28 protein-coding genes are annotated in these 25,893 nt (G+C 41.9%); 2 read left to right on the top strand and 26 right to left on the bottom strand.

Annotated elements, in window-relative coordinates; all coding sequences use genetic code 11:
• Positions 1-161: 161 nt before the first annotated feature.
• The 3 genes from ACLI09_RS03955 to ACLI09_RS03945 are packed head-to-tail and all read right to left on the bottom strand — an operon-like array spanning position 162 to position 5,812.
• Positions 162-1,001, bottom strand: coding sequence for a hypothetical protein (locus ACLI09_RS03955; protein ID WP_411418283.1), 840 nt, complete (start codon positions 999-1,001; stop codon positions 162-164).
• A 21-nt stretch (positions 1,002-1,022) separates the two neighbouring features.
• Positions 1,023-2,522, bottom strand: a complete 1,500-nt coding sequence (locus ACLI09_RS03950) for a RagB/SusD family nutrient uptake outer membrane protein (protein WP_411418282.1) — start codon at positions 2,520-2,522, stop codon at positions 1,023-1,025.
• A gap of 11 nt (positions 2,523-2,533) precedes the next feature.
• Positions 2,534-5,812, bottom strand: coding sequence for a SusC/RagA family TonB-linked outer membrane protein (locus tag ACLI09_RS03945; protein ID WP_411418281.1), 3,279 nt, complete (start codon positions 5,810-5,812; stop codon positions 2,534-2,536).
• A 538-nt stretch (positions 5,813-6,350) separates the two neighbouring features.
• On the opposite strand from ACLI09_RS03945, the gene ACLI09_RS03940 reads away from it, so the two are divergent.
• Complete coding sequence (locus tag ACLI09_RS03940) at positions 6,351-6,950, top strand: ribonuclease HII (RefSeq protein ID WP_411418280.1); 600 nt, start codon at positions 6,351-6,353, stop codon at positions 6,948-6,950.
• A gap of 33 nt (positions 6,951-6,983) precedes the next feature.
• Here ACLI09_RS03940 and lipB read toward each other — a convergent pair whose 3' ends face one another.
• Positions 6,984-7,703: a lipoyl(octanoyl) transferase LipB gene (gene lipB / locus ACLI09_RS03935; protein ID WP_411418279.1), complete on the bottom strand. Its 720-nt coding sequence runs from the start codon at positions 7,701-7,703 to the stop codon at positions 6,984-6,986.
• A 148-nt stretch (positions 7,704-7,851) separates the two neighbouring features.
• Here lipB and lysS point away from each other — a divergent pair, with 148 nt between their 5' ends.
• Positions 7,852-9,546: a lysine--tRNA ligase gene (lysS, locus tag ACLI09_RS03930; protein WP_411418278.1), complete on the top strand. Its 1,695-nt coding sequence runs from the start codon at positions 7,852-7,854 to the stop codon at positions 9,544-9,546.
• Positions 9,547-9,619: 73 nt separating this feature from the next.
• Here lysS and ACLI09_RS03925 read toward each other — a convergent pair whose 3' ends face one another.
• From ACLI09_RS03925 to rplX, 22 genes are all read right to left on the bottom strand, one after another.
• Positions 9,620-11,698: a T9SS type A sorting domain-containing protein gene (locus tag ACLI09_RS03925; RefSeq protein WP_411418277.1), complete on the bottom strand. Its 2,079-nt coding sequence runs from the start codon at positions 11,696-11,698 to the stop codon at positions 9,620-9,622.
• A gap of 93 nt (positions 11,699-11,791) precedes the next feature.
• On the bottom strand, positions 11,792-12,553 hold the full coding sequence (locus tag ACLI09_RS03920; protein WP_411418276.1) for a LytR/AlgR family response regulator transcription factor: 762 nt from the start codon (positions 12,551-12,553) through the stop codon (positions 11,792-11,794).
• A complete protein-coding gene (locus ACLI09_RS03915; RefSeq protein ID WP_411418275.1) occupies positions 12,553-14,523 on the bottom strand; it encodes a tetratricopeptide repeat protein in 1,971 nt (656 codons plus the stop codon). The genes ACLI09_RS03920 and ACLI09_RS03915 overlap by 1 nt, the downstream gene beginning before the upstream one ends.
• A gap of 290 nt (positions 14,524-14,813) precedes the next feature.
• Positions 14,814-16,109: a phosphopyruvate hydratase gene (eno, locus tag ACLI09_RS03910; protein WP_411418274.1), complete on the bottom strand. Its 1,296-nt coding sequence runs from the start codon at positions 16,107-16,109 to the stop codon at positions 14,814-14,816.
• Positions 16,110-16,136: 27 nt separating this feature from the next.
• Positions 16,137-17,252, bottom strand: coding sequence for a glutamine-hydrolyzing carbamoyl-phosphate synthase small subunit (gene carA / locus ACLI09_RS03905; RefSeq protein WP_411418273.1), 1,116 nt, complete (start codon positions 17,250-17,252; stop codon positions 16,137-16,139).
• A 174-nt stretch (positions 17,253-17,426) separates the two neighbouring features.
• Positions 17,427-17,921 (bottom strand): 50S ribosomal protein L17, encoded by a 495-nt coding sequence (rplQ, locus tag ACLI09_RS03900; protein ID WP_411418272.1) that lies wholly within the window; start codon positions 17,919-17,921, stop codon positions 17,427-17,429.
• Between the two features lie 39 nt (positions 17,922-17,960).
• Positions 17,961-18,953 (bottom strand): DNA-directed RNA polymerase subunit alpha, encoded by a 993-nt coding sequence (locus tag ACLI09_RS03895; RefSeq protein ID WP_411418397.1) that lies wholly within the window; start codon positions 18,951-18,953, stop codon positions 17,961-17,963.
• 21 nt (positions 18,954-18,974) lie between these two features.
• A complete protein-coding gene (gene rpsD / locus ACLI09_RS03890; RefSeq protein ID WP_411418271.1) occupies positions 18,975-19,580 on the bottom strand; it encodes a 30S ribosomal protein S4 in 606 nt (201 codons plus the stop codon).
• 96 nt (positions 19,581-19,676) lie between these two features.
• Complete coding sequence (gene rpsK / locus ACLI09_RS03885; protein WP_411418270.1) at positions 19,677-20,060, bottom strand: 30S ribosomal protein S11; 384 nt, start codon at positions 20,058-20,060, stop codon at positions 19,677-19,679.
• Positions 20,061-20,069: 9 nt separating this feature from the next.
• Positions 20,070-20,444: a 30S ribosomal protein S13 gene (gene rpsM / locus ACLI09_RS03880; RefSeq protein ID WP_411418269.1), complete on the bottom strand. Its 375-nt coding sequence runs from the start codon at positions 20,442-20,444 to the stop codon at positions 20,070-20,072.
• A 2-nt stretch (positions 20,445-20,446) separates the two neighbouring features.
• The gene (ykgO, locus tag ACLI09_RS03875) at positions 20,447-20,563 is read right to left on the bottom strand and encodes a type B 50S ribosomal protein L36 (protein WP_114676954.1); all 117 of its coding nucleotides are present in this window, start codon (positions 20,561-20,563) and stop codon (positions 20,447-20,449) included.
• 14 nt (positions 20,564-20,577) lie between these two features.
• Positions 20,578-20,793 carry a translation initiation factor IF-1 gene (gene infA / locus ACLI09_RS03870; RefSeq protein WP_007136545.1) on the bottom strand — a complete coding sequence of 72 codons (216 nt, stop codon included), beginning with the start codon at positions 20,791-20,793 and terminating at the stop codon, positions 20,578-20,580.
• 8 nt (positions 20,794-20,801) lie between these two features.
• Complete coding sequence (gene secY, locus ACLI09_RS03865; RefSeq protein ID WP_411418268.1) at positions 20,802-22,151, bottom strand: preprotein translocase subunit SecY; 1,350 nt, start codon at positions 22,149-22,151, stop codon at positions 20,802-20,804.
• A gap of 13 nt (positions 22,152-22,164) precedes the next feature.
• A complete protein-coding gene (rplO, locus tag ACLI09_RS03860) occupies positions 22,165-22,617 on the bottom strand; it encodes a 50S ribosomal protein L15 (protein ID WP_411418267.1) in 453 nt (150 codons plus the stop codon).
• Between the two features lie 12 nt (positions 22,618-22,629).
• Entirely contained in the window at positions 22,630-22,812 is a 183-nt protein-coding gene (gene rpmD, locus ACLI09_RS03855) for a 50S ribosomal protein L30 (protein WP_411418266.1), read from the bottom strand.
• A gap of 13 nt (positions 22,813-22,825) precedes the next feature.
• Positions 22,826-23,350 carry a 30S ribosomal protein S5 gene (rpsE, locus tag ACLI09_RS03850; RefSeq protein ID WP_411418265.1) on the bottom strand — a complete coding sequence of 175 codons (525 nt, stop codon included), beginning with the start codon at positions 23,348-23,350 and terminating at the stop codon, positions 22,826-22,828.
• An 8-nt stretch (positions 23,351-23,358) separates the two neighbouring features.
• The gene (gene rplR / locus ACLI09_RS03845; RefSeq protein WP_411418264.1) at positions 23,359-23,709 is read right to left on the bottom strand and encodes a 50S ribosomal protein L18; all 351 of its coding nucleotides are present in this window, start codon (positions 23,707-23,709) and stop codon (positions 23,359-23,361) included.
• A 13-nt stretch (positions 23,710-23,722) separates the two neighbouring features.
• Positions 23,723-24,265 (bottom strand): 50S ribosomal protein L6, encoded by a 543-nt coding sequence (gene rplF, locus ACLI09_RS03840; protein ID WP_411418263.1) that lies wholly within the window; start codon positions 24,263-24,265, stop codon positions 23,723-23,725.
• Positions 24,266-24,281: 16 nt separating this feature from the next.
• The gene (gene rpsH, locus ACLI09_RS03835; protein ID WP_411418262.1) at positions 24,282-24,680 is read right to left on the bottom strand and encodes a 30S ribosomal protein S8; all 399 of its coding nucleotides are present in this window, start codon (positions 24,678-24,680) and stop codon (positions 24,282-24,284) included.
• A 73-nt stretch (positions 24,681-24,753) separates the two neighbouring features.
• Entirely contained in the window at positions 24,754-25,023 is a 270-nt protein-coding gene (gene rpsN, locus ACLI09_RS03830) for a 30S ribosomal protein S14 (RefSeq protein WP_411418261.1), read from the bottom strand.
• Positions 25,024-25,026: 3 nt separating this feature from the next.
• Complete coding sequence (rplE, locus tag ACLI09_RS03825) at positions 25,027-25,578, bottom strand: 50S ribosomal protein L5 (RefSeq protein WP_411418260.1); 552 nt, start codon at positions 25,576-25,578, stop codon at positions 25,027-25,029.
• A 2-nt stretch (positions 25,579-25,580) separates the two neighbouring features.
• Positions 25,581-25,892, bottom strand: coding sequence for a 50S ribosomal protein L24 (rplX, locus tag ACLI09_RS03820; protein WP_411418259.1), 312 nt, complete (start codon positions 25,890-25,892; stop codon positions 25,581-25,583).
• Position 25,893: the final 1 nt, after the last annotated feature.

Genomic DNA, 25,893 nt, shown 5'->3' with positions numbered 1-25,893 from the left:
TTTATATTAACATTATATTAAGAAAGCAAATATACCGATTATTAACTATCCATCAAAGAATGAATTAAATAATGATATAATATACAATAAACTTTAACAATTGTAGCGGATATAAAAAAACCGCCCATTTCTGAGCGGTTTTATAATATAAATACTTATACTTATGGTATTTCAAATTCTACAATTTCATCGTCTGTAAACTGTCCGCCGGTGGCTATCACTACTTCATTGCCATCGTCATCAAGCTTAACCAGCCTGTAAAAACCATCTTCTCCCATACCATCTCCTTCTGTATCAGTTATAACAAACGTATACGCGCCATCTTCAAGACAGAAGAACCTAGTCTCACCGCCACCGGCGAGATTAGCATACGGCCCTCCACTGTCAATCAGGTTAAGTGCACCATCATATAACTCCCATTCTGTTTCAGAGCCCCATGCATCGGTAGAAATTTGCAGAGAAACAGAGGTTAAAAGGCAAGCACGCCTTGCAGTAATAACGAGCCTGTCATTAATAATCTCATAAGAGCCGGTTGCAATATTACCTACTGTGCTCATTGCTATATCAATACCCGCCTGTGGTACAAGGCCAATAACAACCTTTTTGCCGGAGTAACCCAAGTCAATATCTGTGAGTGTAACTTGAAATGTACCTACTTTAGATCCGGCAGGGATAGTAACAGTTGAAGGTATAGCATACTCATCAGAATCCGCTGTAGTTACATCAACCACATCCGTTTCTGTTACGTCATTGTAATTAGACTCTAAAATCGGGGCAAGGCTAATAACCCTGTCTACGCCAGAAACATGGCCCACGTAAACTTCAGCTTCTACAGTAACGGTCTCTCCTTCCGGCACATCAACCGGCTTAGGCATGTCTGCAACCGAAACAAAATCTTTGTTCGTTTGATTTTCAGTTGCCGATTCATCTTCACACCCTACCAGCATACCTACAGTAAATACTGATAAAGCAGCATAAGATAGTATTTTGTTAAATTTCATAATTTTAATTTGCTTTAAAAATTAGTTCTGCTCTGTGATAGCCGGATTGTTGTTTATTTCAATCTGAGGAATCTGGAATGACATTTCATCCTGGTCATAAGAAAATGATTCACCCGGACGGAAAATATGGTTTGTACCTCTTGTAACTGTGGCACGGTTACGCTTCATAGCAAGGTAGCTTTTGCCTTCACCCCACAACTCAATACGGGTTTGCAGGTAGATGGCATCCTTAAGTGTCTGTCCTGCTAATGGGGTTACATAATTTTGTAAATTTGTGGTAGTGTTATAACGTGCTGTTAGCAGTTCTGTAAGCCTGTTTTTAGCAGCGGCGTCATCGCCCAAAGCAGCAGAGGCTTCGGCGCTTAGCAGGTAAAACTCATCAACACGCATAAAGATATAATCTGTATCAATATAATATTGCTCTCCGGGTACCCTTGCCTGGTCAAAAAACTTATTTATAGGCATTAAAGCAGTAGTCGCCGGAAATACGCCACCAAATTGTGATTTCCTGATATCAGTAGAGGGAATTTGCGCATATAAAGCATTATCAATTGCTTTTTTATCTCCCGCCCATGCATAGCTATAACTAAAATAGTCAACCTGACCCCACCAGTTTACCAGCTGCATGCCCATACTTTCAGTAATATCATAGCCCCAAATCCATGAACCGGTATTAGCATCATTAAAGCCCGAACCTTGACCAGGATTAGCCAACTGCGCCCTTGTAGTTAAAGGAAACTGGCCAGAAGTTATAATAGCCTCCGACATCGTACGCGCATTTTGGTAGTCTCCCATGGCGGCATAGGTATAAGCTAATAAACCCTGGGCAACCGGCTTATTCATTTTATGCTTCAGGTCACGGCTGTAATCATTGAGCAATTCAATAGCAACATTAAGGTCGCTGATAATTAACGAGTAGATTTGCGAAGCAGGTACTTTTGCATTACTCTGGGTATCTAAATCATCATACGGCAATATCGCCTGATCGGGATTATAACCCCTCTGGAACAACTGGGCAAGGTAAAAATAACCATATGCACGCAGTGCTCTTGCCTGGCCCATAATATGGCGTGTTTCGTCTGTTTCAAGTACAGCGTCATTTCCACCTAACGACTGAATTACACCATTAGCCGACCCTATTATGTTGTAATAATACCTCCATATAATCCTGTTTTCCGTACGGGTAAGGTCAACCGTAGAAAGCAAGTTAGCCGTATTGTCATACCAGCCATAAGCACTTGCAGAAAGCGCCATATCACCACATACAATATCCGTCCAGATGTCTACGCCTTTTTGGCCTATATCATAGTGGGCGTTAGCCACGTTTGCCATAGGATCTATCATATAACTATAAATACCATCGAGGGTGCCCTTAACCAAATCAGGGTTTTGATCTACATTTTCAGCAATATCGCGTGACGTAAGCACCGATGTATCCCTTGCAGGTTCTAAGAAATCGTCGCTACATCCCACAGCAATTAAAGACGCGGCAACAAGTGAATAAATTAAACTTCTTTTCATATCATTTTTTTTTAGAATTCAATTTTTGCACCAACACTAAATGTAGTCATTGGCATATAAATACCCGAGTTTGAAGTCGCAATTAATGTCTGTGGATTTAAACCTTCCCTTGCACTAATCATCATCAGGTTGTCCCCTGTTACATATAAGTTAACCCTGCTTACGTGAAGCCTTTCCATATATGCCTGCGGAATAGTATACCCAAGCCTAACGTTATTAAGCGACAGGTAATCCGCTTTTGTTAACCAGCGTGTAGAAGCAGATGTAAAATTACTGTCAGAACCAAACTGGCCGGATAGCCTTGGCACATTTGTAACATCTCCGGGCTCCATCCACCTGTTCCTTATGTCAGTATGGAAGTTATTTGTACCAATAAGATTTCCTGTACTCATAAGTGTAGCATAACCATTATCATAAATATAACCTCCTACACTATAACCAAACTGGGCGGTAAAATCAAAGTTCTTAAACCCTGCGTTTACACGGAATGAACCGCGAACTTTAGGAATGGCCGATTTACCTGAATACGTTTGGGTTGCCTGAGAGTAATTGTCAGTCGTTGTTTTTTTAATATTAGCACCAGGATTTCGCTTTTCAAATGTTGTAAGATACTGAGCCCCAGCAGATGTGTCACCTCCGTCAAATATTCCATTATCATTAGCATCAATATAGTACATATTCCATAAACCAACACCTGTTGCCGGATCTACACCAGCCCATTCGCGAAGGTTCCAGTCGTATATAGAATGGCCTTCAGACCAGCCAAAGCTACCATCTTGCTGTACATACTCATTTTCAGATAAAGGAAGGCTTAATAGCTTATTTTTAAACATTTCTCCGTTTACACCTACAGAAAGGCTAAGGTCTTCGGCTTTTTTTGCTTTAATTAGGTTGGCCTGTACATCAAACTCTAAACCTTTATTTTGAAGTTTACCTTTATTAACTTGCCTAAAAGTATAAGGCGTATGTGGTGCCAACTGCTCATCGAAAAACAGGTTTGTAGTGTTTTTAACATAGAAATCTACGTTAATATCTAACAGATTATCAAACCATGTGCTTTCAAGCCCTACCTGGCTAATTTTAGAGGTTTCCCATGTTAAATCAGGGTTAGCCTCTTCAGAACTACGGGTAAATGAATAGCTCCCATCAGAAGTCTGTTGAATTTGATAAACCTGGAAACCATACATAACTGAGTTACCTCCCTGGGTTGTAGCGCCACCCCTCCTGTTATTAAGACCCATGTCGCCAATAATACCGTAACTTGCCTTTAATTTCAAGAAATCGATGAATGTAGCTTTTTCAAGAAATTTTTCTTTAGATACAATCCATCCTAAACCTACAGAACCAAAGGTTCCCCATTTGTTGTTGATGAAGGTCGAAGTACCGTCACGCCTTACAGAAGCAGTAAGGAAATATTTATCTGCATAATCATAGTTTAACTGTGCAAAATAACTTTCAAGCGCCCAGGTTCTTGTGAAAGAATTAGGCCTGCCTACTATTGTAGTGTACTGGGCTAAGTCTAAAGTATTAGGTAAAATAGCGCGAGATGCAGAGGCATAAAATTCTTTAAACCTAAACTCTGTTGATTCGTGCGCCACAAACGCCTCCACACTATGTTCGCCAAATGTATTTTGGAAACGCAGCAATTGTAGAAAGTTCTGATTGGTAGATTTAGAAATATCTTTTGTAAGGAACCCGCCTGAAGCCTGCCCTGATCCATAGTAAGGATTTTGCCTGTCTACATAGTCAAAATTATCAAACTGGCCGCTATAACGTGTTTCAAATGACAACCATTTTGTAAAATCCACATCAAAGTTAAAATTACCTAATAATGTTGTACCATCATTCCTGGTTAAATCATAAGTAGCATCGCCTATAGCATTCGTACCGTTCCAAGCCCTCCTGTTATACGGAGAGTTACCATAGTCAAATTGAGAACCGCCATAACGTGGATCTTCTACAAGATTACCATCAGTATCACGAAGGTATACATCATAAATAGCAGGAGTAGTGCTTGTTAGGGCAAAAACGTTACCTGAACTTGCTTCATCACCTTCAGCACTTGATGAATTTCGGTATTTACTGCCAGTATAGCCGATATTACCCGCAACAGTTAACCATTCTTTTGGTTTATGCTCAAGGTTTATCCTCGTTGTATAACGTGTATAGCCTGAATTTATCGTAAAACCTTCATCATCAAGATAACCAAATGAGGTAGAATATTTTGTTTTATCTGAACCTCCGCTAAATAACAGGTTAGCCTCTTTCCTTATACCGGTTCCAAAGGCAGCATCAGACCATTTTGTTGGCGTAAATTTACGGGTAACACCAGCCCTTACCTGTCCGGTAGTAGGGTCAATGAGCTGTGAACCTTCAACATTCCATATGTTATAAGCAGGATCTATACCTACGCCGCCACCATATAAGTTAGCACTTGCATAACCTGCAGGGTTTGCTAACCCATTAAGTGTAGCATTCATTTTTAGTTCGCTCCACTCAATACCTATATATTCTTCCGGAGATTCTATAGCATCATAAGTTGGCAATAATTGGGTATTGATACTCGTTTTAAAGTCAACACTAATAACAGATTTACCAGCTTTACCCTGTTTTGTAGTAATAAGGATTACACCATTCGCACCCCTTGAACCGTAAATAGAAGTAGCAGCAGCATCTTTAAGCACTACAATACTACCTATATCGTTAGGGTTAATAGCGCTGATATCACTACTAAAAGGCGCTCCGTCAACAACATATAACGGACTTGTGTTACCATTTACCGAGCCAAAGCCCCGGATGCGGATAACAGCATCACTACCAGGTGCACCATTGTTTGTAATAACATTTACACCGGCAACCTCACCCCTAAGTGCCTGCGAAATGTTAGAAACTGTTTTAGCTTCTAAATGCTCTGCATTTATTTTAGTCGCCGTACCAGTAAAAGCCTCCTTGGTGGTTTTACCATATCCCACGACAACCACTTCTTCCAGCGTAGTACTTTCCAGCGATACGTTTATAACGCTGTCTGCACCTACTTTTTGTTCTGTAGTTTCAAAAGAAACATACGAAAATTGTAAAACAGCACCCTGAGGGGCTTCGATTGAATACTTACCATCAACGTCTGTTGATACACTTGTGGTAGTACCTTTAACAGTTACAGTTACTCCCGGCAATGGAAAATTATCCACGGCAGCTATAACTGTACCTGTTATGATTTTGCCCTGTGCGAATGCCTGTGACATCACGAAAAGCGCAAAAAGCGAAAAAATCCAAGTAAACTTCGATCTCATATTAAAATTATTTGAGTTAGTTAACGGCAAACTTCTTAATAATTTCGTAAATAAACAAATATTACTTAATATTAATACTGTTAAATATAATTACAAAAATTTCTAAATCAAATGCCATTCCTTTAATAGATGCACGAAATAAGTATTAGTTGCGTGGATTTTTTTCTTTTTTTACTGAAAAATAAAAAAAATAAAAATAGGTGTATTTTTTGTTGATATTAACATTATTTTTCATTAAAATTTACAATTCATTAATCTTGAAGTTATTTTAAAATAATCTTGAGAAGAAAATTATAAAAGGCATTTATATTAATACCGATGATTTCTCATCTAAAAGTGTTTATATTATATCATCCAAAATTAAATAAGCGGGTTACTGATTATTAAAAATTTAAATTATCTCATACTATGGAGAAAAATCAAAAAAAAGATTAGGTGTTAGCTTTATTTTAAAACCTTATTTATGCTATATTTTAAAAATTTGAGGTTTCTAAGTTTATAGTAAACCATTATATTTACCATGTTATTAGTTTGAAATATGCTTATATTAAAACATTCCATTTACCGTCATGAAACCGGCACCGATGAAGCCGGGCGCGGCTGCCTTGCGGGACCGGTAACTGCCGCGGCCGTGATATTGCCCGATGATTTTAAACTGGATTTACTTAACGACTCTAAGCAGCTTTCAGAAAAAGTACGCGAAGCATTGCGCCCGCTGATTATAGAAAAAGCCCTTTGCTACCATGTGGCGCATATAGAACCCACAGTTATCGACGAGATAAACATACTAAACGCCTCGATACAGGCAATGCGCGAATGTATTATAAGCCTTAAGACCAGGCCGGAATATATTATTGTAGACGGCAACCGATTTAAAGCGGTAGAGGATATACCCCACAGCTGCATAATAAAAGGAGACAGCAAGTACCTGAGCATTGCAGCCGCATCGGTATTGGCAAAAACCTATCGTGACGATTATATGAACCGCCTGCATGAAGAATATCCCATGTACAACTGGAAGAATAATAAAGGCTACCCTACCAGGGAGCATCGCGAGGCCATACGTAAGTACGGGCTTACACCACACCACCGCCTGTCGTTTAGGCAATTGCCAGAGCAGCTGGAAATTGAATTTTAAACATTTAAGCAATTAGCACAAAATCCGTACGCTTTAGTCCGCCAATAGTGGCTTTTCTAAAACCACCTCCGCTTCAAAAAGCTGCGAAAAATACTTCAGTATTTTTTCGCGCACTTCATCCTCATCTACCTCCCTGTTTAGCTCGGCGTGCATAGAAGTAACTGCTTTGCCGCGTATACCACAAGGAATAATATTATCAAAATATCCCAGGTTAGCATTTACATTAAGCGCAAAGCCGTGCATGGTTACCCAGCGTGATGCCCTAACGCCCATAGCGCATATCTTTCGCGCAAAGGGCGTACCTACATCCAGCCATACACCGGTTTCGCCATCACTACGTGTACCGGTAAGGCCATAATCGGCAAGTACCATAATCATGGCCTCTTCCATCAGTCGCAGGTACTTGTGTATGTCGGTGAAAAAATTCTCCAAATCTAAAATGGGGTAGCCTACAATCTGGCCGGGGCCGTGGTAGGTAATATCCCCTCCTCTGTTTACCTTGTAGTATTTTGCCCCTTTTTCCTCAAGCTGTTTTTCATTGATGAGCAGGTTGCTAAAATCGCCACTTTTGCCAAGCGTATATACATGAGGGTGTTCTACAAACAGAAAGTGGTTAGGCGTTTCGGTTTGGGTACCATCTTTCCTGTCGGCTATTTTAATGTCTATGGTTTGCTGAAAAAGCTGCTCCTGGTATTCCCACGCTGCTTTATAATCCATCTCCCCCAGGTTTTGTACATATATCTTTTTATTCATAATGGCAATCCCTAAATTATGGCACAAATTTACGAAACTAATGCACAGGTTATACAACCTTTATCATTATCGATACTGCTGTAAATTGCCGATTGCTTATTACCTAATAATCTTTATCTTTGCAGGCTTAAAAACATAAATAATAATCATGCAGCTTTCAGAACAAGAAATTATCCGCAGAGAAAAACTGGACGCGCTGAGGAACCTCGGCATCAATCCGTATCCCGCTAACCTGTTTCCGGTAGACCATACCAGCAAGCAGGTAAAGGAAAACTTCTCTGAAGGCAAGAAGGTGGTTATTGCCGGCCGCATCATGTCGATACGCGATATGGGGAAGGCATCGTTTGCCGAAATTCAGGACAGCGAAGGCCGTATACAGGTGTATGTGAACCGCGACGAGATATGCCCCGGCGAAGACAAAACAAAATATAAAGAACTGTTTAAAAGGCTGATAGACCTTGGCGACTTTATAGGCATAGAGGGTACACTGTTTACCACGCAGGTAGGTGAAAAATCGGTACGCGTGAGCGATTTCCAGCTATTGAGCAAAACACTCCGCCCGCTGCCACTGCCAAAAACCGATGCAGATGGCAACACTTTTGATGGCTTTACCGACCCTGAGCTGCGTTACCGCCAGCGCTATGTAGACCTTGTGGTAAACCCCCAAGTTAAAGAGGTGTTTGTAAAACGAACAAAGTTGTTTAATGCCATGCGTAGCTTTTTTAACGACAAAGGCTATTTTGAGGTAGAAACGCCCGTATTACAGCCCATACCGGGTGGTGCCGCCGCACGCCCGTTTGTAACACACCACAACAGCCTTGATATTCCGCTATATATGCGCATTGCCAATGAGCTGTACCTGAAACGGCTTATTGTAGGCGGGTTTGACGGTGTGTATGAATTTAGCAAAAACTTCCGTAATGAGGGTATGGACCGCACCCATAACCCTGAGTTTACGGCCATGGAAATATATGTAGCCTATAAAGACTACAACTGGATGATGGAATTTACCGAAAACCTGCTGGAGCATTGCTCCATTGCGGTTAACGGTACGGCTGATGCTACTTTTGGCGCGCACCAGGTAAGCTTTAAAGCGCCCTATGCCCGCGTAACCATGACGGATGCCATTAAGCAATTTACAGGCTTTGACATTACAGGCAAGACTGAAGAAGAATTGTTTGAAGCCGCACGCGGTATGGGCATTGCCGTAGATGAAACCATGGGTAAAGGCAAGCTTATCGACGAGATCTTTGGCGAGAAATGTGAGGGAAATTTTATACAACCTACGTTTATTACCGATTATCCTAAAGAGATGAGCCCGCTTTGTAAGGAACACCGCGACAACCCGGAACTTACCGAGCGTTTTGAACTGATGGTATGTGGTAAAGAGGTAGCCAACGCATACAGCGAGTTAAACGACCCTATAGACCAGCGTGAACGCTTTGAAGCCCAGCTGAAACTTAGTGAGCGTGGCGACGTAGAGGCTGCCCAGTTTATTGATAACGACTTTTTAAGGGCATTAGAATATGGCATGCCGCCTACATCGGGCTTGGGTATAGGGATGGACAGGCTTATTATGTTCCTTACCAATAACGCGAGCATACAGGAAGTGCTTTTCTTCCCGCAGATGCGCCCGGAGAAAAAAGGCCCTGAGCTTACCGACGATGAAAAAGCCATAGCCGAACTTGCTAAAGCAGCAGGGCAACTTGCCCTTGATGCCCTTAAGCAGCAGGCAGGTCTTAGCGGCAAGAAATGGGATGCTGCCATGAAAGGCCTTGCTAAACACGGACTTGTAAAAATTACTGTTGATGGCGACCTTAAAACGGTAGCGTTTAAAGGGTAGGCCTCCTTATTTATATAAAAGCAACAGCCCCCGCACTGCGGGGGCTGTTGCTTTTATAATGGTATTGAAAACACTATTCTTTCATTACTTTTTGTACGCTAACGCCTTTTTCGGTTACCACTTTTATAAAGTACATTCCCGCGGCACGCGATGTAAGGTCGATGCTTACCGCGACATCGTTAACAAGGCGTACTTCCAGCTGCCTGCCCTGCACATCATATAGTATTACCTGTTTTATAAGGCTTTCGGCTGTAATTTTGGTACTGTTTATAACCGGGTTAGGAGTTATAATAACCGTAGCATCTTTTTCAAAATTGCCCGTGTTGAGTGTTCCAAACGTAGTGTCGGCACTGTTTGTCTGTACCGGCGCTGCAAAATCAAAGAACATGGCTGCCTGTCCGGAAACCGTACTGTTTGCCTGCAAACTATGCTTGGTTTTAAGCTTAAATAAAACACTGCCATGCCCATTGCCGTCTACTACATTTGCCCCCGCCATGGTAAACTCAGCAACATTACCACTTACCCGCGCTGTCATGCTGTGTGAGCTGTTTAAAACTTCGAGGGTGCTTATGTCAAACTGTGCGGGGTCAAAATTCTGTGTAATTACCACATTGTTTATCGTTTCGGTGCCGGTGTTGGTAAAATTAACCTGATAGTGCAGGTAATCGCCTATGGCACTTGCAGGAGCTGTATCGCCCTCTACACAAACTATAAAATTATCCTGATAGGTTGCTTCCATTTCCTGCGAATAGGTAAAGGTGTTATCCTGGCTTATAACATCGGTACCCGAATCTATATTAGCATTAGCTACAAAAGGCACTACATCGCCTACATTTACCACAAACTGGTTGAGCGTAAAAGTCATTGTTATCTCACGGCTCTCAAAGGGCCTGAGGTTATAGTAATACCAGTCATAATAATCTTCAACCGCATTAGTGGGCCAGGGCGAAATATTTACCAGGTTTGAGATAATATCTGTATCCCATACACAGCTTATCGTGCCGCTTGTTATGGTAGTGTTACCTTTATTTTTATACACTATCTTATAGGTGGCATCCCCTCCGGGCACCGCGGTGGTTATGGGTACCATTACTACTTCCACGTCATTTTGCGCCCCATTTGCGGTAACGCAAAAATCCTGTGAAAAGATGTTGCCATTGGTATCGGGAAAATCGGCACTCCCCGCTGTGGGGAACGCCGTATAAAAGGATTCATTTTCAAAATCGGGTGTTACGGTATACGTACCTGCGCCTGTATAAAAGTTGTACTCGCCGGCAGTATTAGTGAAAGTATAACAGTCTGCAAAACCGTCGTACAATTTTAATTTTACAAAAGCCTGCGCAGGGTCTGTAATATCACATCCGTTATTGGCATTGTCAAACAACAGTTGCCCGGCAATGGTATTGTAGTCTCCTCCCGGCGTAAAGGTGCAATAACTGTTCACGTTTACAGAAGTATATCCGTTAAGCGCAATCAGGTTGTTAATGTAATCTACTTCTGCTTCATCTGCACATATATACTGCAGCATCGGATTATTTTCCCATATGTTTTGCACATAGCCACCTGCCTGGTCTGTGCCATTTTTTATATTTATATAAGTTAGCTGGTTGTTGGCGCACATCAGGCTTGTTAAAACAGGGCAGTCAGAAAGGTCAAGTTCCGTAAGGGTATTATCTGCGCAGCTAAGGCTTTGCAGATATTCTAGATCCGCAAGGTTTAGGTCTGCCAGGTTATTTCCGGTACAGTTAATCATTTCCAGGTGCTGTAATCCCGCCACGTTTAGTGTAGCAAGGTTATTACCCGCACAGTTTAAATCCCGAAGGTCTTCAAGCGCGGTAACATCTAAGGTGGTAAGGGTATTTCCTGTACAGGTAAGCACCCTGAGGTTAGTAAAGCCCTCTATACCCTCAAGGCTGGTTATCCCGGCACTGTCTAAATGCAGCTGCCGCACTTCGTCTGCTTCATCCTGCTGTATAAGGCCATCGCCGTTAGCATCAACAGCTATTGCATCGCCACTGCTGTTTACCGCTACACCGTTTGTGGTGCCTGAACTTAACAGCGCCGTGTTAAAAGCACTGTCAGTTATAGTTAATGTTTGCCCCTGTGCAAAAGCAGCAATAAATAAAAGGAGGCAAAATAATTTCTTTTTCATTATTAATCAGTTTAGGCGAAACTACAAAAATAGCAATACAATTAAGGATTGCAAGGGGCGTTTAGAATTTGCCGTATATCATTTAGAATTTGGTTATAATGATTTGAGCAGTTCCTGTAGCCTTTCTTTTTTACGCTGGCTTATGGGCAGGTTGCTGTTATCGGCCATTACCGCATATCCGCCGTCTTTTTTTATATAAGATTTTAAATAGGCCAGGTTTATCAGGTGGCTTTGATGGATGCGCTCAAACCCCTGTTCAGAGAGCATATCTTCATACTCCTTAAGCGTTTTAGCTATAAGTACGGGCTTATGGTTGCGTATATAAAACTTTGTATAGTTATCCTGAGACTCCAGCCTTATAATATCGCTAACCTCAAAAAGGTGTATACCGTCTGACGTGGAAAGCGCTATACGCTTAAACTTATCAACCTTTTTTCGGATGTTTTCAAGCAGCAAATCGATGTGCGCAAAATTACTGTTTGGCGTTATGGTTTTGTTTATTTTTTCTACCACTTTACGCAGCTCCTCCGGGTCTACCGGCTTTAGTAAATAATCGAGCGCGCTAAACCGGAACGCCTTAAGCGCGTACTGCTCGTGTGCGGTTATAAACACCACGTTTGATGCCAGGCTGCCGTGCTTAAGGGCATATTGCTCGATTATATCAAAACCGGTGCCGTCGCCCAGCTGTATATCCAGGAAAATTACATCAGGCCTGTAGAGTTCTATGGCTAAAATGCCGCTGCCCACGCTGTCTGCCTCTCCCAATATACGTATTTCTGGCGCATACAGGGCAAGCAGGCCTTTCATGGCGTTACGGAGGTTTTTATCGTCGTCTATTAATACTGCTGTTATCATTATGTGCCTGATAAATATTGTACGGGTAAATATAAGGTAATTTTTGTACCGATGCACTTACCACTTTCATTTTCAACATCTTCTATATTAACATTTGTCTTTTTGGCGGTATACGCTTCAATAACCTCAAGGCGCTTACGGGTTATTTCGAGCGCCATAGATTTGTGCACCGTAACCGAGTTTTCCTTCAGGCTCCTGCTTTTCTCCAGGCCTATGCCATCATCAGTAATGGTACACACAAGCGTATTGCCTTCAATAGTAAAATTGATACCTATTGCACCTTTATCCAGTTTCGGTACAATACCATGTATTATGGCGTTTTCTACAAAAGGTTGTATGAGCAGCGGCGGCAGTGCCACATCATCTTCAATAGAAGAGTCTTTGGTTATTGTAAAATCAAAGATATGGTTAAAGCGCAACTGCTCCAGTTCCAGGTAATTTTTCAGGCTCTCTATCTCTTTGTCTATCGGTATAAGCGACTCTTTACTGTACTCGAGCGTAAGGCGCATAAGCTTACTGAACTTAGCAAGGTATTTAAGGGCGGAATCAGTACCGTTTTGCACAATAAAGCCTGATATGGCTCCCAGGCAGTTAAACACAAAGTGCGGGTTCATTTGCAGGTGCAGCGCCTTTTGCTCATATTCGGCAAGGTCGCGCTGCAGTGTGAGTGTTTTTTTAATCTGCCTGCGGTTGTATACTAAAAATATAAAACCTAACGCCAGCATTACAATCACGCCGCCAAAAATTGTCTGCAGGCGATGTCTCTTAACTTTTTCGTTATATAATGCCTGCTTTTTTTCTATTTCCAGCTTCCGCTGTTCATCCTTGCGCTCAAACTCAAAATTCATTTCTTCCCGCACCAGCGCCTTTATGTTATCGCTACCTATAACACTGTCGTTTGCAACACTGTATTTTTTGTAATGCTCATACGCCTCCTTATATCTCCCCTGCTTTTCATACAGGTCGCTCAGCGCTTTTTCAGAATCTTTTACTTGCCCGTTTGCACCTACCAGTGTTGCGTTTTCTGATGATTTATTGTAATAATTTATAGCTTCTGCGTAGCGGTTTTCTTTTTCGGCTATGCGCCCTAAATACTCCTGGGTTGCCGACGCTCCAAATAAGTAACCTGTTGAAGTAAAAATTTCTAATGCCTTTTTGTAATAATCAGCACTTTTTTTTAAGTCACCTTTTTTACGGTAGTAATTGCCATAATTATTATACAGTTCGCCCAGTACACGTGCATTGGGCTGGGCGCTCAATATTTTCTCAGCACTTTTATACGCTGAAAGCGCTTTATCATCTTTGTTAAGCGCTAAATATACGTTACCCAGATTACTATATGTTGCAGGAAAAACCTCGTCGTCGGTATTTTGCTTTAACGCCAGCGATTTATTATAATAAAAAAGTGCTTTATCATAATCTTCTTCCGATTCATATACCACACCTATACCGCTGTAAATACGTGCAGCAATATCTTCTTGCTTAGAATCGCGGTACAATTTAAGCGCTTTAAAAAAATATTCAAGCGCCTTAGGGTAGTTATTTTGTTCGTTACATACTACACCTATACTGCCATAAGCCCTTGCAAGCCCGTCTGTAATAACCTGGCGCTTATCGGTCTTAAATAAATTTTCATAAATACCCTGGGAATTAGAAAAGCATTTGATAGCATCGGCATACTTACTCAACAAAATATTGCCATTGCCTACATTAAACCAGGCATCAGCCTCATGTTGTTGCAGTTTGTACTTTTGCGCAAGGGCAAGCCCTTTGTTACCGTATTCTATTACCTTTGCAGGGTCGCTGCCGGTATACTCGCTGGCAATAAGATTTATGAGCCGCACACGGGTGCTGTCGTTTTTCTCGGCCTTTAGCTTGTTAAAAAGGCTGTCGAGTACCTTATCCTGCGAAAAAGCCGGCTGCAACACACATAAAAACAATAGTGCCGGCAATATCTTTAAAAGCTTCATATACACTTTCTTAATTAGTGCAAATGTATAGCTTATTTTTAAATGCACTAAAACGGTTTAGAATTCGGCGTATATCGTTTAGAATTTGATGTAGAATAGCACCCGAAATAAAAGGCTCAGCCCCCCGGTTATTAACTATACGATAATTAGCTGCATATCAAAACACTTCAAATACAAAATACCCTACTTTCTGGCTTCTAAAAAATAATGCAATATCGCCGTTTGCCCTAAAAAAGTAAAAAAAATGCCCCACTTGTCAGCAGGGCATTTTAGTTATGTAAAAAACTTAATTAAGCTTTTATCTTAAAGGCTTTTACACCGGGGAAGTAAGCTACGTCACCCAGTTCTTCTTCGATACGAAGCAGCTGGTTATACTTCGCCATACGGTCTGAACGTGAAGCCGAACCTGTTTTAATCTGGCCACAGTTAAGCGCCACTGCAAGGTCCGCAATGGTATTATCTTCAGTTTCGCCCGAACGGTGCGACATTACTGATGTATAACCGGCGTTGTGCGCCATGTTTACCGCAGCGATAGTCTCTGTGAGCGTACCTATCTGGTTTACTTTGATAAGGATTGAGTTAGCAATACCTTCGTTAATGCCCCTCTCAAGGCGCTCTACGTTAGTTACAAATAAATCGTCACCTACAAGCTGTACTTTATCACCTATTTTCTCGGTAAGCAGTTTCCAGCCCGCCCAGTCGTCTTCATACATACCATCTTCAATTGAGATGATAGGGTATTTAGCGGCAAGCTCGGCAAGGTACTCTACCTGCTCTTCAGACGTACGGATTTTTCCGGTTTCGCCCTCAAATTTAGAGTAGTCATATTTACCGTTTACATAGAACTCAGAAGCAGCACAGTCAAGCGCGATCTTAACATCCTCGCCAAAAACATAGCCTGCTTTTTCTACAGATAGCTTGATGGTATCAAGTGCATCCTCTGTACCACCGGCAAAGTTTGGTGCAAAACCACCTTCGTCGCCTACAGCGGTGCTAAGGCCACGGTCGTGAAGCACTTTTTTAAGGTTGTGGAATATTTCGGTACCAATTTTCATGGCGTGTGTAAAGTCTTTAGCCTTAACCGGGAAGATCATAAACTCCTGGAAAGCAATAGGCGCGTCTGAATGCGAACCACCGTTAACGATGTTCATCATCGGTACCGGAAGCGTATTGCCCGATACACCACCAACGTAGCGGTACAGTGGCAGGCCAAGCTCGTTTGCGGCAGCCTTAGCCACGGCAAGAGAAACACCCAGGATGGCGTTAGCGCCCAGGTTGCTCTTGTTAGCGGTGCCATCAAGTTCTATCATTACTTTATCTATAGCGTTTTGCTCAAATACTGACAGGCCAACTACGGCAGCGGCTATGGTAGTGTTAACGTTCTCTACGGCTTTAAGAACGCCTTTACCCATATAATCTTTACCGCCGTCGCGAAGCTCTACTGCCTCGTGCTCACCGGTTGAGGCGCCTGAAGGCACTGCTGCCCTGCCCAGGATACCGTTTTCTGTAATTACGTCAACTTCAACTGTAGGGTTACCACGGGAATCCAGTATCTGCCTGGCGTGTACTTTGATAATAATACTCATAATTGCTTTCGGTTGTTTTAAAAGTTACTAATTATTATGTTTACCTTTTTCAATATTTTGAATGAACTGGTCAAACAGGTAAGTACTGTCATGAGGGCCGGGGCTCGCTTCAGGGTGGTACTGTACTGAGAAGCAGTTTTTATTTTTCATACGCATACCGGCTACTGTACCATCGTTTATATGAACGTGGGTAATTTCAAACTCCGGGTGCGCCTCAAGCGCCTCCCTGTTTACGGCAAATCCGTGGTTTTGCGACGTTATTTCGCCTTCGCCGGTAAGCACATTCTTTACCGGGTGGTTAATACCCCTGTGCCCGTTAAACATCTTATAAGTAGGTATGCCATTGGCAAGCGCCAAAACCTGGTGGCCCAGGCAGATACCAAAAACAGGTTCGCCTTTTGCCAGAATCTGGCGGGCGGTTTCCTGCGCTACCACAAGTGGCTCAGGGTCGCCGGGTCCGTTTGAAAGGAAATAACCATCGGGGTTAAAGCCGCTCAGTTCCTCATAGGTAGCATCATAAGGGAAAACTTTTATGTAGCAGTCCCTTTTTGCAAGGTTGCGCAGTATGTTTTTCTTAATGCCCAGGTCGAGCGCGGAGATTTTATATTTTGCATCGGGGCTGCCGATGAAGTAAGGCTCAGTAGTAGATACCTTGCTGCTCAGCTCCAGCCCGTGCATATCGGGTACCTCGGCAAGGCGTTTCTTAAGCTCTTCAATATCGCAGTCTTCGGTGCAGATAGCGGCATTCATGGCACCGTTATCGCGGATATAGCTTACCAGTGCGCGGGTATCTACATCAGATATTGCCACCAGGTTTTGTGCTGTAAAATATGCTTTAAGCCCTTCGGTGCTGTTAACCCTGGAGTGGTTAAAGCTAAAGTTTTTACATACCAGCCCTGATATCATTATTTTATCAGCCTCCACTTCCTGTTCATTAGTGCCGTAGTTGCCTATATGGGCGTTAGAAGCCACCATTATCTGGCCAAAGTAAGAAGGGTCGGTAAATATTTCCTGGTAGCCCGTCATGCCCGTATTAAAGCATACTTCGCCAAAAACCGTACCCTCAAGCCCAATGGATTTTCCGTAAAAAACCGTACCGTCTGCAAGTAAGAGTATCGCTTTATCTCTGCTTTTGTATTTCATTTAAGTAGTCTAGATGTTGTTGTGTTGCGCACAAATTTACTTTAAATTTTCGTGATAGTAAAATTGCTAAATATTTTTACATTTACCTTAGCCTAAAACGGTTAAGGATTGCAAAAAAAAAGGACAAACTATTAAGTTTATCCTTTTTTATATTGAAAAATCAGTTTATCATGATTATTCAGTAGCTTCAGTGTTTTCTGCAGTATCAACAGCAGGAGCCTCGGCTACAGGTGCGGCAGCGTCTGCTTTCTTGGCAGAGCGGCTACGGCGTGTAGTTTTCTTAGCTTCTTTTTGTGTTGCGTTATACAGTTCGTTAAAGTCTACAAGCTCTATCATCGCCATATCAGCGTTGTCACCAAGGCGGTTACCAAGCTTGATAATACGGGTATATCCACCCGGGCGGTCGCCTACTTTAGCGGCTACCTCGCGAAAAAGCTCGGTAACTGCATATTTATCGCGAAGATAAGCAAATACAATACGCCTGTTGTGCGTAGTATCGTCTTTAGATTTTGTTACTAAAGGCTCTATATATTGTTTAAGCGCTTTAGCTTTTGCCACAGTGGTATTAATACGCTTGTGGGCTATAAGCGAGCAGGCCATGTTAGCCAGCATCAGTTTCCTGTGGCCGGATTGCCTGCTTAAGTGGTTTACTTTTTTACCGTGTCTCATTGCTTTGTAATTTACCTACACCCTAATACGGGAAATAGATTATTCCTTATCTAATTTGTATTTCGTTAAGTCCATCCCGAAATGCAGGTTTTTAGAAGCAACAAGCTCATCAAGCTCAGTTAGCGACTTCTTACCAAAGTTACGGAACTTCATCAAGTCGTTTTTATTAAACGATACCAGGTCTCCTAATGTATCAACTTCAGCCGCTTTTAAACAATTTAGCGCCCTAACAGAAAGATCCATATCTACCAGTTTGGTTTTTAGGAGCTGCCTCATGTGAAGTGATTCTTCATCATAAGATTCTGTTTGTGCAATTTCGTCGGCCTCAAGTGTAATCCTTTCGTCAGAGAACAGCATAAAGTGGTGTATCAGTGTTTTTGCTGCCTCTGTAAGTGCATCTTTAGGGTGGATAGAACCATCAGTAATGATTTCAAAAACCAGCTTTTCGTAGTCGGTCTTTTGCTCCACACGGAAGTTTTCTATTGTATATTTTACATTCTTTACCGGGGTAAAGATTGAGTCTGTAAAAATAGTTCCTATAGCTGCGTTTTGCTTTTTATTTTCCTCTGCAGGAACGTAACCACGGCCTTTTTCAATTGTAAGCTCCATGTTTACATTAATGCTGCTGTCCATATTACAGATAACAAGCTCCGGGTTTAGCACCTGGAATCCTGAAATAAATTTCTGGAAATCGCCGGCAGTAAGCTGGTCTTTCCCTGAAAAAGATATCGATACACTTTCGTTATCAACGTCCTCTATCTGGCGCTTAAAGCGTACCTGCTTAAGGTTCAGGATAATTTCTGTAACATCTTCAACAACACCCGCTATGGTAGAAAACTCATGCTCTACACCTTCTATGCGAACGGATGTGATAGCATAACCTTCCAGCGAGGATAGCAAAACTCTTCTAAGTGCGTTACCAACAGTCAACCCATAACCCGGCTCCAGGGGACGGAACTCAAATTTCCCCTGAAAATCGGTAGAATCGATCATGATAACTTTATCGGGCTTCTGAAAATTAAATATTGCCATATTGTCGACTAATGTCAATTATTATTTGTTATACAACTCAACGATTAGTTGTTCTTTAATATTTTCCGGTATCTGGATCCTGGCAGGTACACTTACAAAAGTACCTTCCTTAAGTTCGTTGTTCCAGGTAATCCACTCATAAGTATGAGAAGAGTTTGATAAAGAATTTGTGATAGCATCAAGAGATTTTGATTTTTCACGTACGGCAACTTTATCGCCGGGTTTAAGGTGGTAAGAAGCGATGTTAACCACTTCGCCGTTTACCGTAATATGCCTGTGGCCTACTATCTGGCGGGCAGCTCTGCGAGAAGGCGCAATACCCATCCTGTATACCACATTGTCAAGCCTTGCCTCACACAGCTGCAAAAGTACCTCGCCGGTTACGCCTTTAGTGGCAGCGGCTTTTTCATACATGTTCCTGAATTGTTTTTCAAGGATACCGTAAGAGTACTTTGCTTTTTGCTTTTCCATCAGCTGAACAGCATATTCAGATTTTTTACCCCTTCTTTTTGCCTGGCCATGTTGTCCAGGAGGGTAATTTCTTTTTTCGAAGGATTTGTCTTCCCCGAAGATCGCCTCGCCAAATTTACGGGCGATTCTAGTTTGTGGACCAGTATATCTTGCCATTTCTAAAAATTAAATGAACAGGGGATTATGAATTCAGGTCTCATCCTCCGATAATCCGTTAACCCTGTTCTTATTATACTATTAAATAAAAAAAAATTAAACTCTCCTTCTTTTTGGAGGACGGCAGCCGTTGTGCGGCATTGGTGTAACGTCGATAATTTCTGTTACCTCGATACCACCATTGTGTAGGGACCTGATTGCAGACTCCCTGCCGTTTCCTGGACCTTTAACGTAAACTTTTACCTTTCTAAGGCCAGCTTCAATAGCTACTTTGCTACAGTCTTCGGCAGCCATCTGGGCAGCATATGGGGTGTTCTTTTTAGAGCCCCTGAAGCCCATTTTACCTGCTGATGACCAAGATATAACTTCGCCTTTCTTGTTAGTTAAAGAAATGATGATGTTATTAAAAGTGGCACTTATATGAGCCTCACCTGTAGACTCAATAATAACTTTACGTTTTTTTGTACTCGCTTTAGCCATTACTTACTATTATTTAGTTGCTTTTTTCTTGTTAGCAACAGTTTTTCTCTTACCTTTTCTTGTCCTTGAGTTGTTCTTGGTACGCTGGCCACGTAATGGAAGGCCTGAACGGTGGCGGATGCCCCTGTAACAGCCAATATCCATTAAACGTTTGATGTTTAATGAAATTTCTGAACGAAGCTCACCTTCTATCTTGAAGTAAGAAACAGCATCACGGATGGCGCTTATTTCGTCGTCATTCCATTCCTGTACTTTCTTATCTTCGCTAACCTGTGCTTTAGCCAGTATTTCCTGTGCCCTGCTGTTACCAATACCAAAGATATAGGTTAAAGCAATAACTCCTCTTTTGTTTTTAGGTATGTCTACCCCTGCAATTCTTGCCATAATTATCCTTGTCTTTGTTTAAATCTAGGATTCTTTTTGTTAATAACATATAACCTGCCTTTTCTGCGAACGATAACGCAGTCGGCACTTCTTTTCTTAACTGATGCTCTTACTTTCATTTTAGTATTTAGCTTTAGTATCTATAAGTAATTCTTGCTTTAGACAAATCGTAAGGGCTCATTTCCAGTTTTACCTTGTCGCCCGGAAGCAACTTGATGTAGTGCATACGCATTTTTCCTGAAATGTGAGCAATTACAATATGCCCGTTTTCTAATTCAACACGGAACATGGCATTTGAAAGTGCCTCTATTATCGAACCGTCTTGTTCTATTGCTGATTGTTTTGCCATAAAAATTATTAAGCTACTGCTTTTCTATTCTTACCACCCTTCATCAAACCGTCATAATGCCTGTTTAACAGGTATGAATTGATTTGCTGGATCGTATCGATTGCAACCCCAACCATGATCAGCAGTGATGTACCGCCATAAAACAATGCCCATTGCTGCGACTGTACGCCAAGGTTATGCACCACAGCCGGGAACACGGCAATAAATGCAAGGAATAGCGAACCGGGGAAGGTAATAAGCGACATAATCCTGTCGAGGTAATCGCCGGTTTCTACACCCGGCCTTACACCCGGTATAAAACCTCCGCTCCTTTTAAGGTCGTCTGCCATCTTATTAGTAGGCACCGTAATTGCGGTGTAAAAGTACGTAAAAATTATAATTAATAACGCAAATACCAAATTGTACACTAAACCAAACACATCCTGAAACTGGGCCGTTATAGTTTGTGCCGCAAGATTTTCTTTTGCCATACCCGCTAAAGCAGCAGGGATAAACATGATAGCCTGCGCAAAGATTATAGGCATTACGCCACTCGCGTTAAGCTTAAGGGGTATCCACTGCCTATTTCCGTCAAACATGTCCTGCTCAAAATCTCCTGATGCTGTGCGCCTTGCATACTGCACCGGTATCTTTCTTACAGCCATAACCATGAGGATACACGCTATAATTACACCAAGCCATACTACTACTTCAAGAAGCAATAATAACGGGCCGCCTTTGTCCTGCGTAACCACTAAAGAAAACTCCTGTATAAATGCTGTAGGGAGCCTTGCTATAATACCTACAAGGATAAGCAGCGATATACCGTTGCCAATACCTTTATCTGTAATTTTTTCACCCAGCCACATAGCAAATATTGTACCGGTGGTAAGTATTAATACAGATGAGAAAAGGAACTGGAATGAGGTAGACGGCATAAGGAAAGCATCTGCAGGCAAGGTGCTGTGCAGGTTATAGATATAACCCGGGCCCTGTACCAGCGTAATTACAATTGTTAGCCAACGTGTAATCTGGTTGATGGTTTTCCTGCCGCTTTCGCCTTCTTTTTGCAGTTTCTGCAGGTATGGCACTGCAATACCCATAAGCTGCACCACGATAGATGCAGATATGTAAGGCATGATGCCCAATGCAAATACAGATGCCTGCGAAAACGCACCACCTGTAAATACATCTATAAGCCAGCCGATACCGCCCTGTGCCTGTTTGTTTAAGTTTGTAAGCCCTGTAGCATCAATACCGGGAAGTGTTACATGCGCACCAAAACGGTACACAAGCAATAATCCCAAAGTAACTAAAATTCTGTTTTTCAGTTCTTCTATCTTCCAGGCATTTCTCAATGCTTCAATAAATTTCTTCATAAGGCTTTTTAGATTATATACTTACAGCTTCTCCGCCGGCAGCTTCAATAGCAGCTTTAGCGGCAGCAGTAAATTTGTGGGCACTAACTTTAAGTTTCGCGGTTAGCGCTCCTCTTCCCAGTATTTTTACCTCTTCGTTTTTAGTAGCCAGGCGGGTATCTACAAATAATGCAAAATCTACAGTATCTGTAACAACGCCATTATCTACCAGGGACTGAAGGGTATCAAGGTTTACACCGGCATACTCCTTACGGTTGATGTTTTTAAAACCAAACTTAGGAACACGCCTTTGAAGTGGCATCTGCCCACCTTCAAAACCTATCTTCTTAGAGTAGCCTGAGCGCGACTTAGCTCCTTTATGGCCACGGGCAGATGTACCGCCTTTACCAGAACCTTCGCCACGGCCTACCCTTTTGTTTTTATTGTGAACCGAACCTTCAGCCGGTTGCAAGTTACTTAAATCCATTTCCTGTAATTGTTAGTTAGCTTCTTCTACAGAAACCAGGTGTTTAACTTTGTTTACCATTCCAAGGACAGCAGGTGTAGCATTGTGCTCAACAGACTGGCCCAGCCTGCGAAGGCCAAGCGACTCTAGAGTTAGCTTTTGAGTTTGAGGGCAGTTTATCTGGCTCTTAACTTGTTTTACTATAATTTTTCCCATGATTTCCTTTGAATTAACCTTTAAATACTTTATCTAAAGAAACGCCCCTTTGTTTTGCAACAGTTGCAGCGCTACGCATTTGAAGCAGTGCGTCAAAAGTAGCTTTAACAACGTTGTGGGGGTTAGATGAACCCTGAGACTTAGAAAGTACATCGTGTATACCTACTGACTCAAGTACCGAACGTACGGCACCACCGGCAATAACACCTGTACCGTGAGAAGCAGGCATAAGCAGCACGCGTGCACCGCCAAATTTACCTTTTTGCTCATGAGGAACAGATTGTCCGCTTAGGGGTATCCTTACAAGGTTTTTCTTAGCATCTTCAACTGCTTTGGCAATAGCCTCAGACACGTCTTTAGATTTTCCAAGGCCGTGGCCTACTACACCGTTTTCATCACCTACCACTACAATTGCAGAAAAGCCAAATGCCCTACCACCTTTAGTAACTTTAGTAACACGGTTAACAGCTACCAGGCGGTCTTTAAGTTCAAGTCCGCTTGGTTTTACTAGTTCTACGTTTTTATAATTAAGATACATAATTTCTCTTAGAATTTAAGTCCGGCTTCCCTTGCGCCTTCAGCTAATGATTTAACACGTCCGTGGTAAAGGTAACCGCCCCTGTCAAAAGCGATGGTTTCTATACCTGCCTGTAGCGCTTTTTGAGCGATAAGCTTGCCTACTGCTGCTGCAGTTTCAATGTTAGTACCTTTTTCAACACCGTTATCGCGGGATGAAGCTGCTGCTAAGGTTACACCGTTTACGTCATCTATGATTTGGGCATAGATTTCTTTGTTGCTCCTGAAAACAGAAAGTCTTGGTTGAGCCGCAGTTCCGCTTACAATCTTCCTGATCCTGTATTGTATCCTTTGTCTTCTGTCAGATTTGTTTAATGCCATGATCTTTTAATTTTTAAGCTGATTTACCTGCTTTTCTCCTTAATACTTCACCCACAAACTTAACACCTTTTCCTTTGTAAGGCTCCGGCTTACGGAAAGAACGAATCTTTGCCGCCACCTGACCTAACAGTTGTTTATCAAAAGATTTAAGTTTGATGATAGGGTTTTTACCCTTTTCACTTACTGTTTCAACAGTTACTTCAGGTACTACATCTAAAACAATATTGTGTGAGAAACCTAAAGCTATATCCAGTTTTTGACCCTGGTTAGAAGCCCTGTAACCTACACCTACAAGCTCAAGCTCTTTTGTAAAACCTTCTGAAACGCCTGTAATCATATTGTTAATCAACGACCTGTATAATCCGTGTTTAGCACGCTCATCTTTATGATCAGTGAACCTTTCCACTATTACCTGGCCATCCTCTATTTTAACAGATACATCTGAAAATTCCTGAGTTAGCTGGCCATTTTTTCCTTTTACCGTAATTACGTTACCGTTAACTTCTACAGTTACACCGGCAGGTATTGCGACTGGATTTTTACCTATTCTTGACATTGTATAAGTCTTTTTATTAGTATACGTAGCAAATTACCTCACCACCTACGTTTTGTTGTTTTGCCTGTTTTCCGGTCATCAGTCCTTTTGATGTAGAAACAATGGCAATACCTAATCCGTTAAGGATGCGCGGTAGGTTAGTAGCACCTGCATATTTACGTAAACCCGGTTTACTAATTCTCTGGATATCTTTTATTACCGGCTCTTTAGTTTCTTTATCATACTTAAGAGCTATTTTGATGGTACCCTGTACAGCGTTGTCATCAAATTTGTAGCTAAGGATATAACCCTGATCAAATAGAATCTTGGTGATTTCCTTTTTTAGGTTAGATGCAGGGATTTCCACCACTTTGTGGTTTGCCCTTACAGCATTTCTAATCCTGGTTAAATAATCCGCGATAGGATCTGTATACATAATACTTAGTTTGCGGTAACGGTTTTCGGGGGTTCTTTAGCCCCGAACCTGCTACCAATTTATATTTCTTTAATTACCAGCTTGCCTTTTTAACACCCGGTATAAGGCCGTTGTTTGCCATTTCACGGAATGTTACACGTGATATACCAAACTGGCGCATATAACCGCGGGGCCTGCCTGTAAGCTTGCAACGGTTGTGCACACGTACAGGAGATGCGTTTTTAGGCAGTTTTTGCAGGCCTTCATAATCTCCGGCCTCTTTTAGGGCCTTCCTTTTTTCAGCATACTTAGCTACCGTAGCAATCCTTTTTACCTCACGGGCTTTCATTGATTCTTTAGCCATGTCTTAGTTCTTTTTAAAAGGTAAACCTAGTTCTGTTAATAACGACTTCGCTTCTTTGTCAGTCGCGGCCGAAGTTACAAAAGTAATATCTAAACCCGAAATTTTATTTACTTTGTCAATATCAATTTCTGGGAAAATGATTTGCTCGGTAATACCCAGGTTATAATTGCCCCTGCCATCAAAGCCTGTAGCCTTAATTCCGCTAAAATCACGCACTCGTGGAAGCGAAGCAGTTATAAGCCTGTCAAGGAATTCATACATCCTTTCGCCACGAAGTGTTACTTTAGCGCCAATAGGCATACCTTTCCTTAGTTTAAACGTAGCAACGTCTTTCTTAGAAATGGTACTAACCGCTTTTTGGCCGGTAACTTTTGTAAGTTCATCTACTGCATAGTCGATAAGTTTTTTATCAGATACAGCGGCGCCTACACCACGGCTCAAAACGATTTTTTCAAGTTTAGGAACCTGCATTACGTTTTTATAGCCGAACTCTTCTTTAAGGGCAGGGATAACCCGCTCCTTATATTCTTGTTTTAATCTTGGTATATAAGCCATTACTATAGTACTTGATTAGATTTTTTTGAAAATCTCACGTTCTTATCTCCTTCTTTCCTTACGCCTGTTTTTGTAGCAACGCCTTTGGCATCTACAAGAACAAGGTTAGAAATGTGTATAGGAGCTTCTTTTTTAACGATACCACCCTGAGGGTTTTTAGCGCTTGGTTTGGTGTGTTTGCTCACCAGGTTAAGGCCTTCTACTACCGCTTTGTTTTTTTCACGAAGTACACGCAGTACTTTACCTTCTTTAGCTTTGTGGTCGCCGGCAATTACCCTTACGGTGTCTCCTGATTTTATTTTTAGCTTTGTCATC

Source organism: Flavobacterium sp. RHBU_24, from assembly GCF_046613695.1.
Classification (GTDB): Bacteria; Bacteroidota; Bacteroidia; order Flavobacteriales; family Flavobacteriaceae; genus Flavobacterium.
Note: the sequence above shows the minus strand (reverse complement) of the source record. Positions and strands in the feature narration are given on the sequence as shown.

Bases quoted from the DNA above. Each gene is read 5' to 3' on its own strand.
- ACLI09_RS03955 (WP_411418283.1), bottom strand. From the start codon at position 1,001: ATGAAATTTAACAAAATACTATCTTATGCTGCTTTATCAGTATTTACT.
- ACLI09_RS03950 (WP_411418282.1), bottom strand. From the start codon at position 2,522: ATGAAAAGAAGTTTAATTTATTCACTTGTTGCCGCGTCTTTAATTGCT.
- ACLI09_RS03945 (WP_411418281.1), bottom strand. From the start codon at position 5,812: ATGAGATCGAAGTTTACTTGGATTTTTTCGCTTTTTGCGCTTTTCGTG.
- ACLI09_RS03940 (WP_411418280.1), top strand. From the start codon at position 6,351: ATGCTTATATTAAAACATTCCATTTACCGTCATGAAACCGGCACCGAT.
- lipB (WP_411418279.1), bottom strand. From the start codon at position 7,703: ATGAATAAAAAGATATATGTACAAAACCTGGGGGAGATGGATTATAAA.
- lysS (WP_411418278.1), top strand. From the start codon at position 7,852: ATGCAGCTTTCAGAACAAGAAATTATCCGCAGAGAAAAACTGGACGCG.
- ACLI09_RS03925 (WP_411418277.1), bottom strand. From the start codon at position 11,698: ATGAAAAAGAAATTATTTTGCCTCCTTTTATTTATTGCTGCTTTTGCA.
- ACLI09_RS03920 (WP_411418276.1), bottom strand. From the start codon at position 12,553: ATGATAACAGCAGTATTAATAGACGACGATAAAAACCTCCGTAACGCC.
- ACLI09_RS03915 (WP_411418275.1), bottom strand. From the start codon at position 14,523: ATGAAGCTTTTAAAGATATTGCCGGCACTATTGTTTTTATGTGTGTTG.
- eno (WP_411418274.1), bottom strand. From the start codon at position 16,109: ATGAGTATTATTATCAAAGTACACGCCAGGCAGATACTGGATTCCCGT.
- carA (WP_411418273.1), bottom strand. From the start codon at position 17,252: ATGAAATACAAAAGCAGAGATAAAGCGATACTCTTACTTGCAGACGGT.
- rplQ (WP_411418272.1), bottom strand. From the start codon at position 17,921: ATGAGACACGGTAAAAAAGTAAACCACTTAAGCAGGCAATCCGGCCAC.
- ACLI09_RS03895 (WP_411418397.1), bottom strand. From the start codon at position 18,953: ATGGCAATATTTAATTTTCAGAAGCCCGATAAAGTTATCATGATCGAT.
- rpsD (WP_411418271.1), bottom strand. From the start codon at position 19,580: ATGGCAAGATATACTGGTCCACAAACTAGAATCGCCCGTAAATTTGGC.
- rpsK (WP_411418270.1), bottom strand. From the start codon at position 20,060: ATGGCTAAAGCGAGTACAAAAAAACGTAAAGTTATTATTGAGTCTACA.
- rpsM (WP_411418269.1), bottom strand. From the start codon at position 20,444: ATGGCAAGAATTGCAGGGGTAGACATACCTAAAAACAAAAGAGGAGTT.
- ykgO (WP_114676954.1), bottom strand. From the start codon at position 20,563: ATGAAAGTAAGAGCATCAGTTAAGAAAAGAAGTGCCGACTGCGTTATC.
- infA (WP_007136545.1), bottom strand. From the start codon at position 20,793: ATGGCAAAACAATCAGCAATAGAACAAGACGGTTCGATAATAGAGGCA.
- secY (WP_411418268.1), bottom strand. From the start codon at position 22,151: ATGAAGAAATTTATTGAAGCATTGAGAAATGCCTGGAAGATAGAAGAA.
- rplO (WP_411418267.1), bottom strand. From the start codon at position 22,617: ATGGATTTAAGTAACTTGCAACCGGCTGAAGGTTCGGTTCACAATAAA.
- rpmD (WP_411418266.1), bottom strand. From the start codon at position 22,812: ATGGGAAAAATTATAGTAAAACAAGTTAAGAGCCAGATAAACTGCCCT.
- rpsE (WP_411418265.1), bottom strand. From the start codon at position 23,350: ATGTATCTTAATTATAAAAACGTAGAACTAGTAAAACCAAGCGGACTT.
- rplR (WP_411418264.1), bottom strand. From the start codon at position 23,709: ATGGCATTAAACAAATCTGACAGAAGACAAAGGATACAATACAGGATC.
- rplF (WP_411418263.1), bottom strand. From the start codon at position 24,265: ATGTCAAGAATAGGTAAAAATCCAGTCGCAATACCTGCCGGTGTAACT.
- rpsH (WP_411418262.1), bottom strand. From the start codon at position 24,680: ATGTATACAGATCCTATCGCGGATTATTTAACCAGGATTAGAAATGCT.
- rpsN (WP_411418261.1), bottom strand. From the start codon at position 25,023: ATGGCTAAAGAATCAATGAAAGCCCGTGAGGTAAAAAGGATTGCTACG.
- rplE (WP_411418260.1), bottom strand. From the start codon at position 25,578: ATGGCTTATATACCAAGATTAAAACAAGAATATAAGGAGCGGGTTATC.
- rplX (WP_411418259.1), bottom strand. From the start codon at position 25,892: ATGACAAAGCTAAAAATAAAATCAGGAGACACCGTAAGGGTAATTGCC.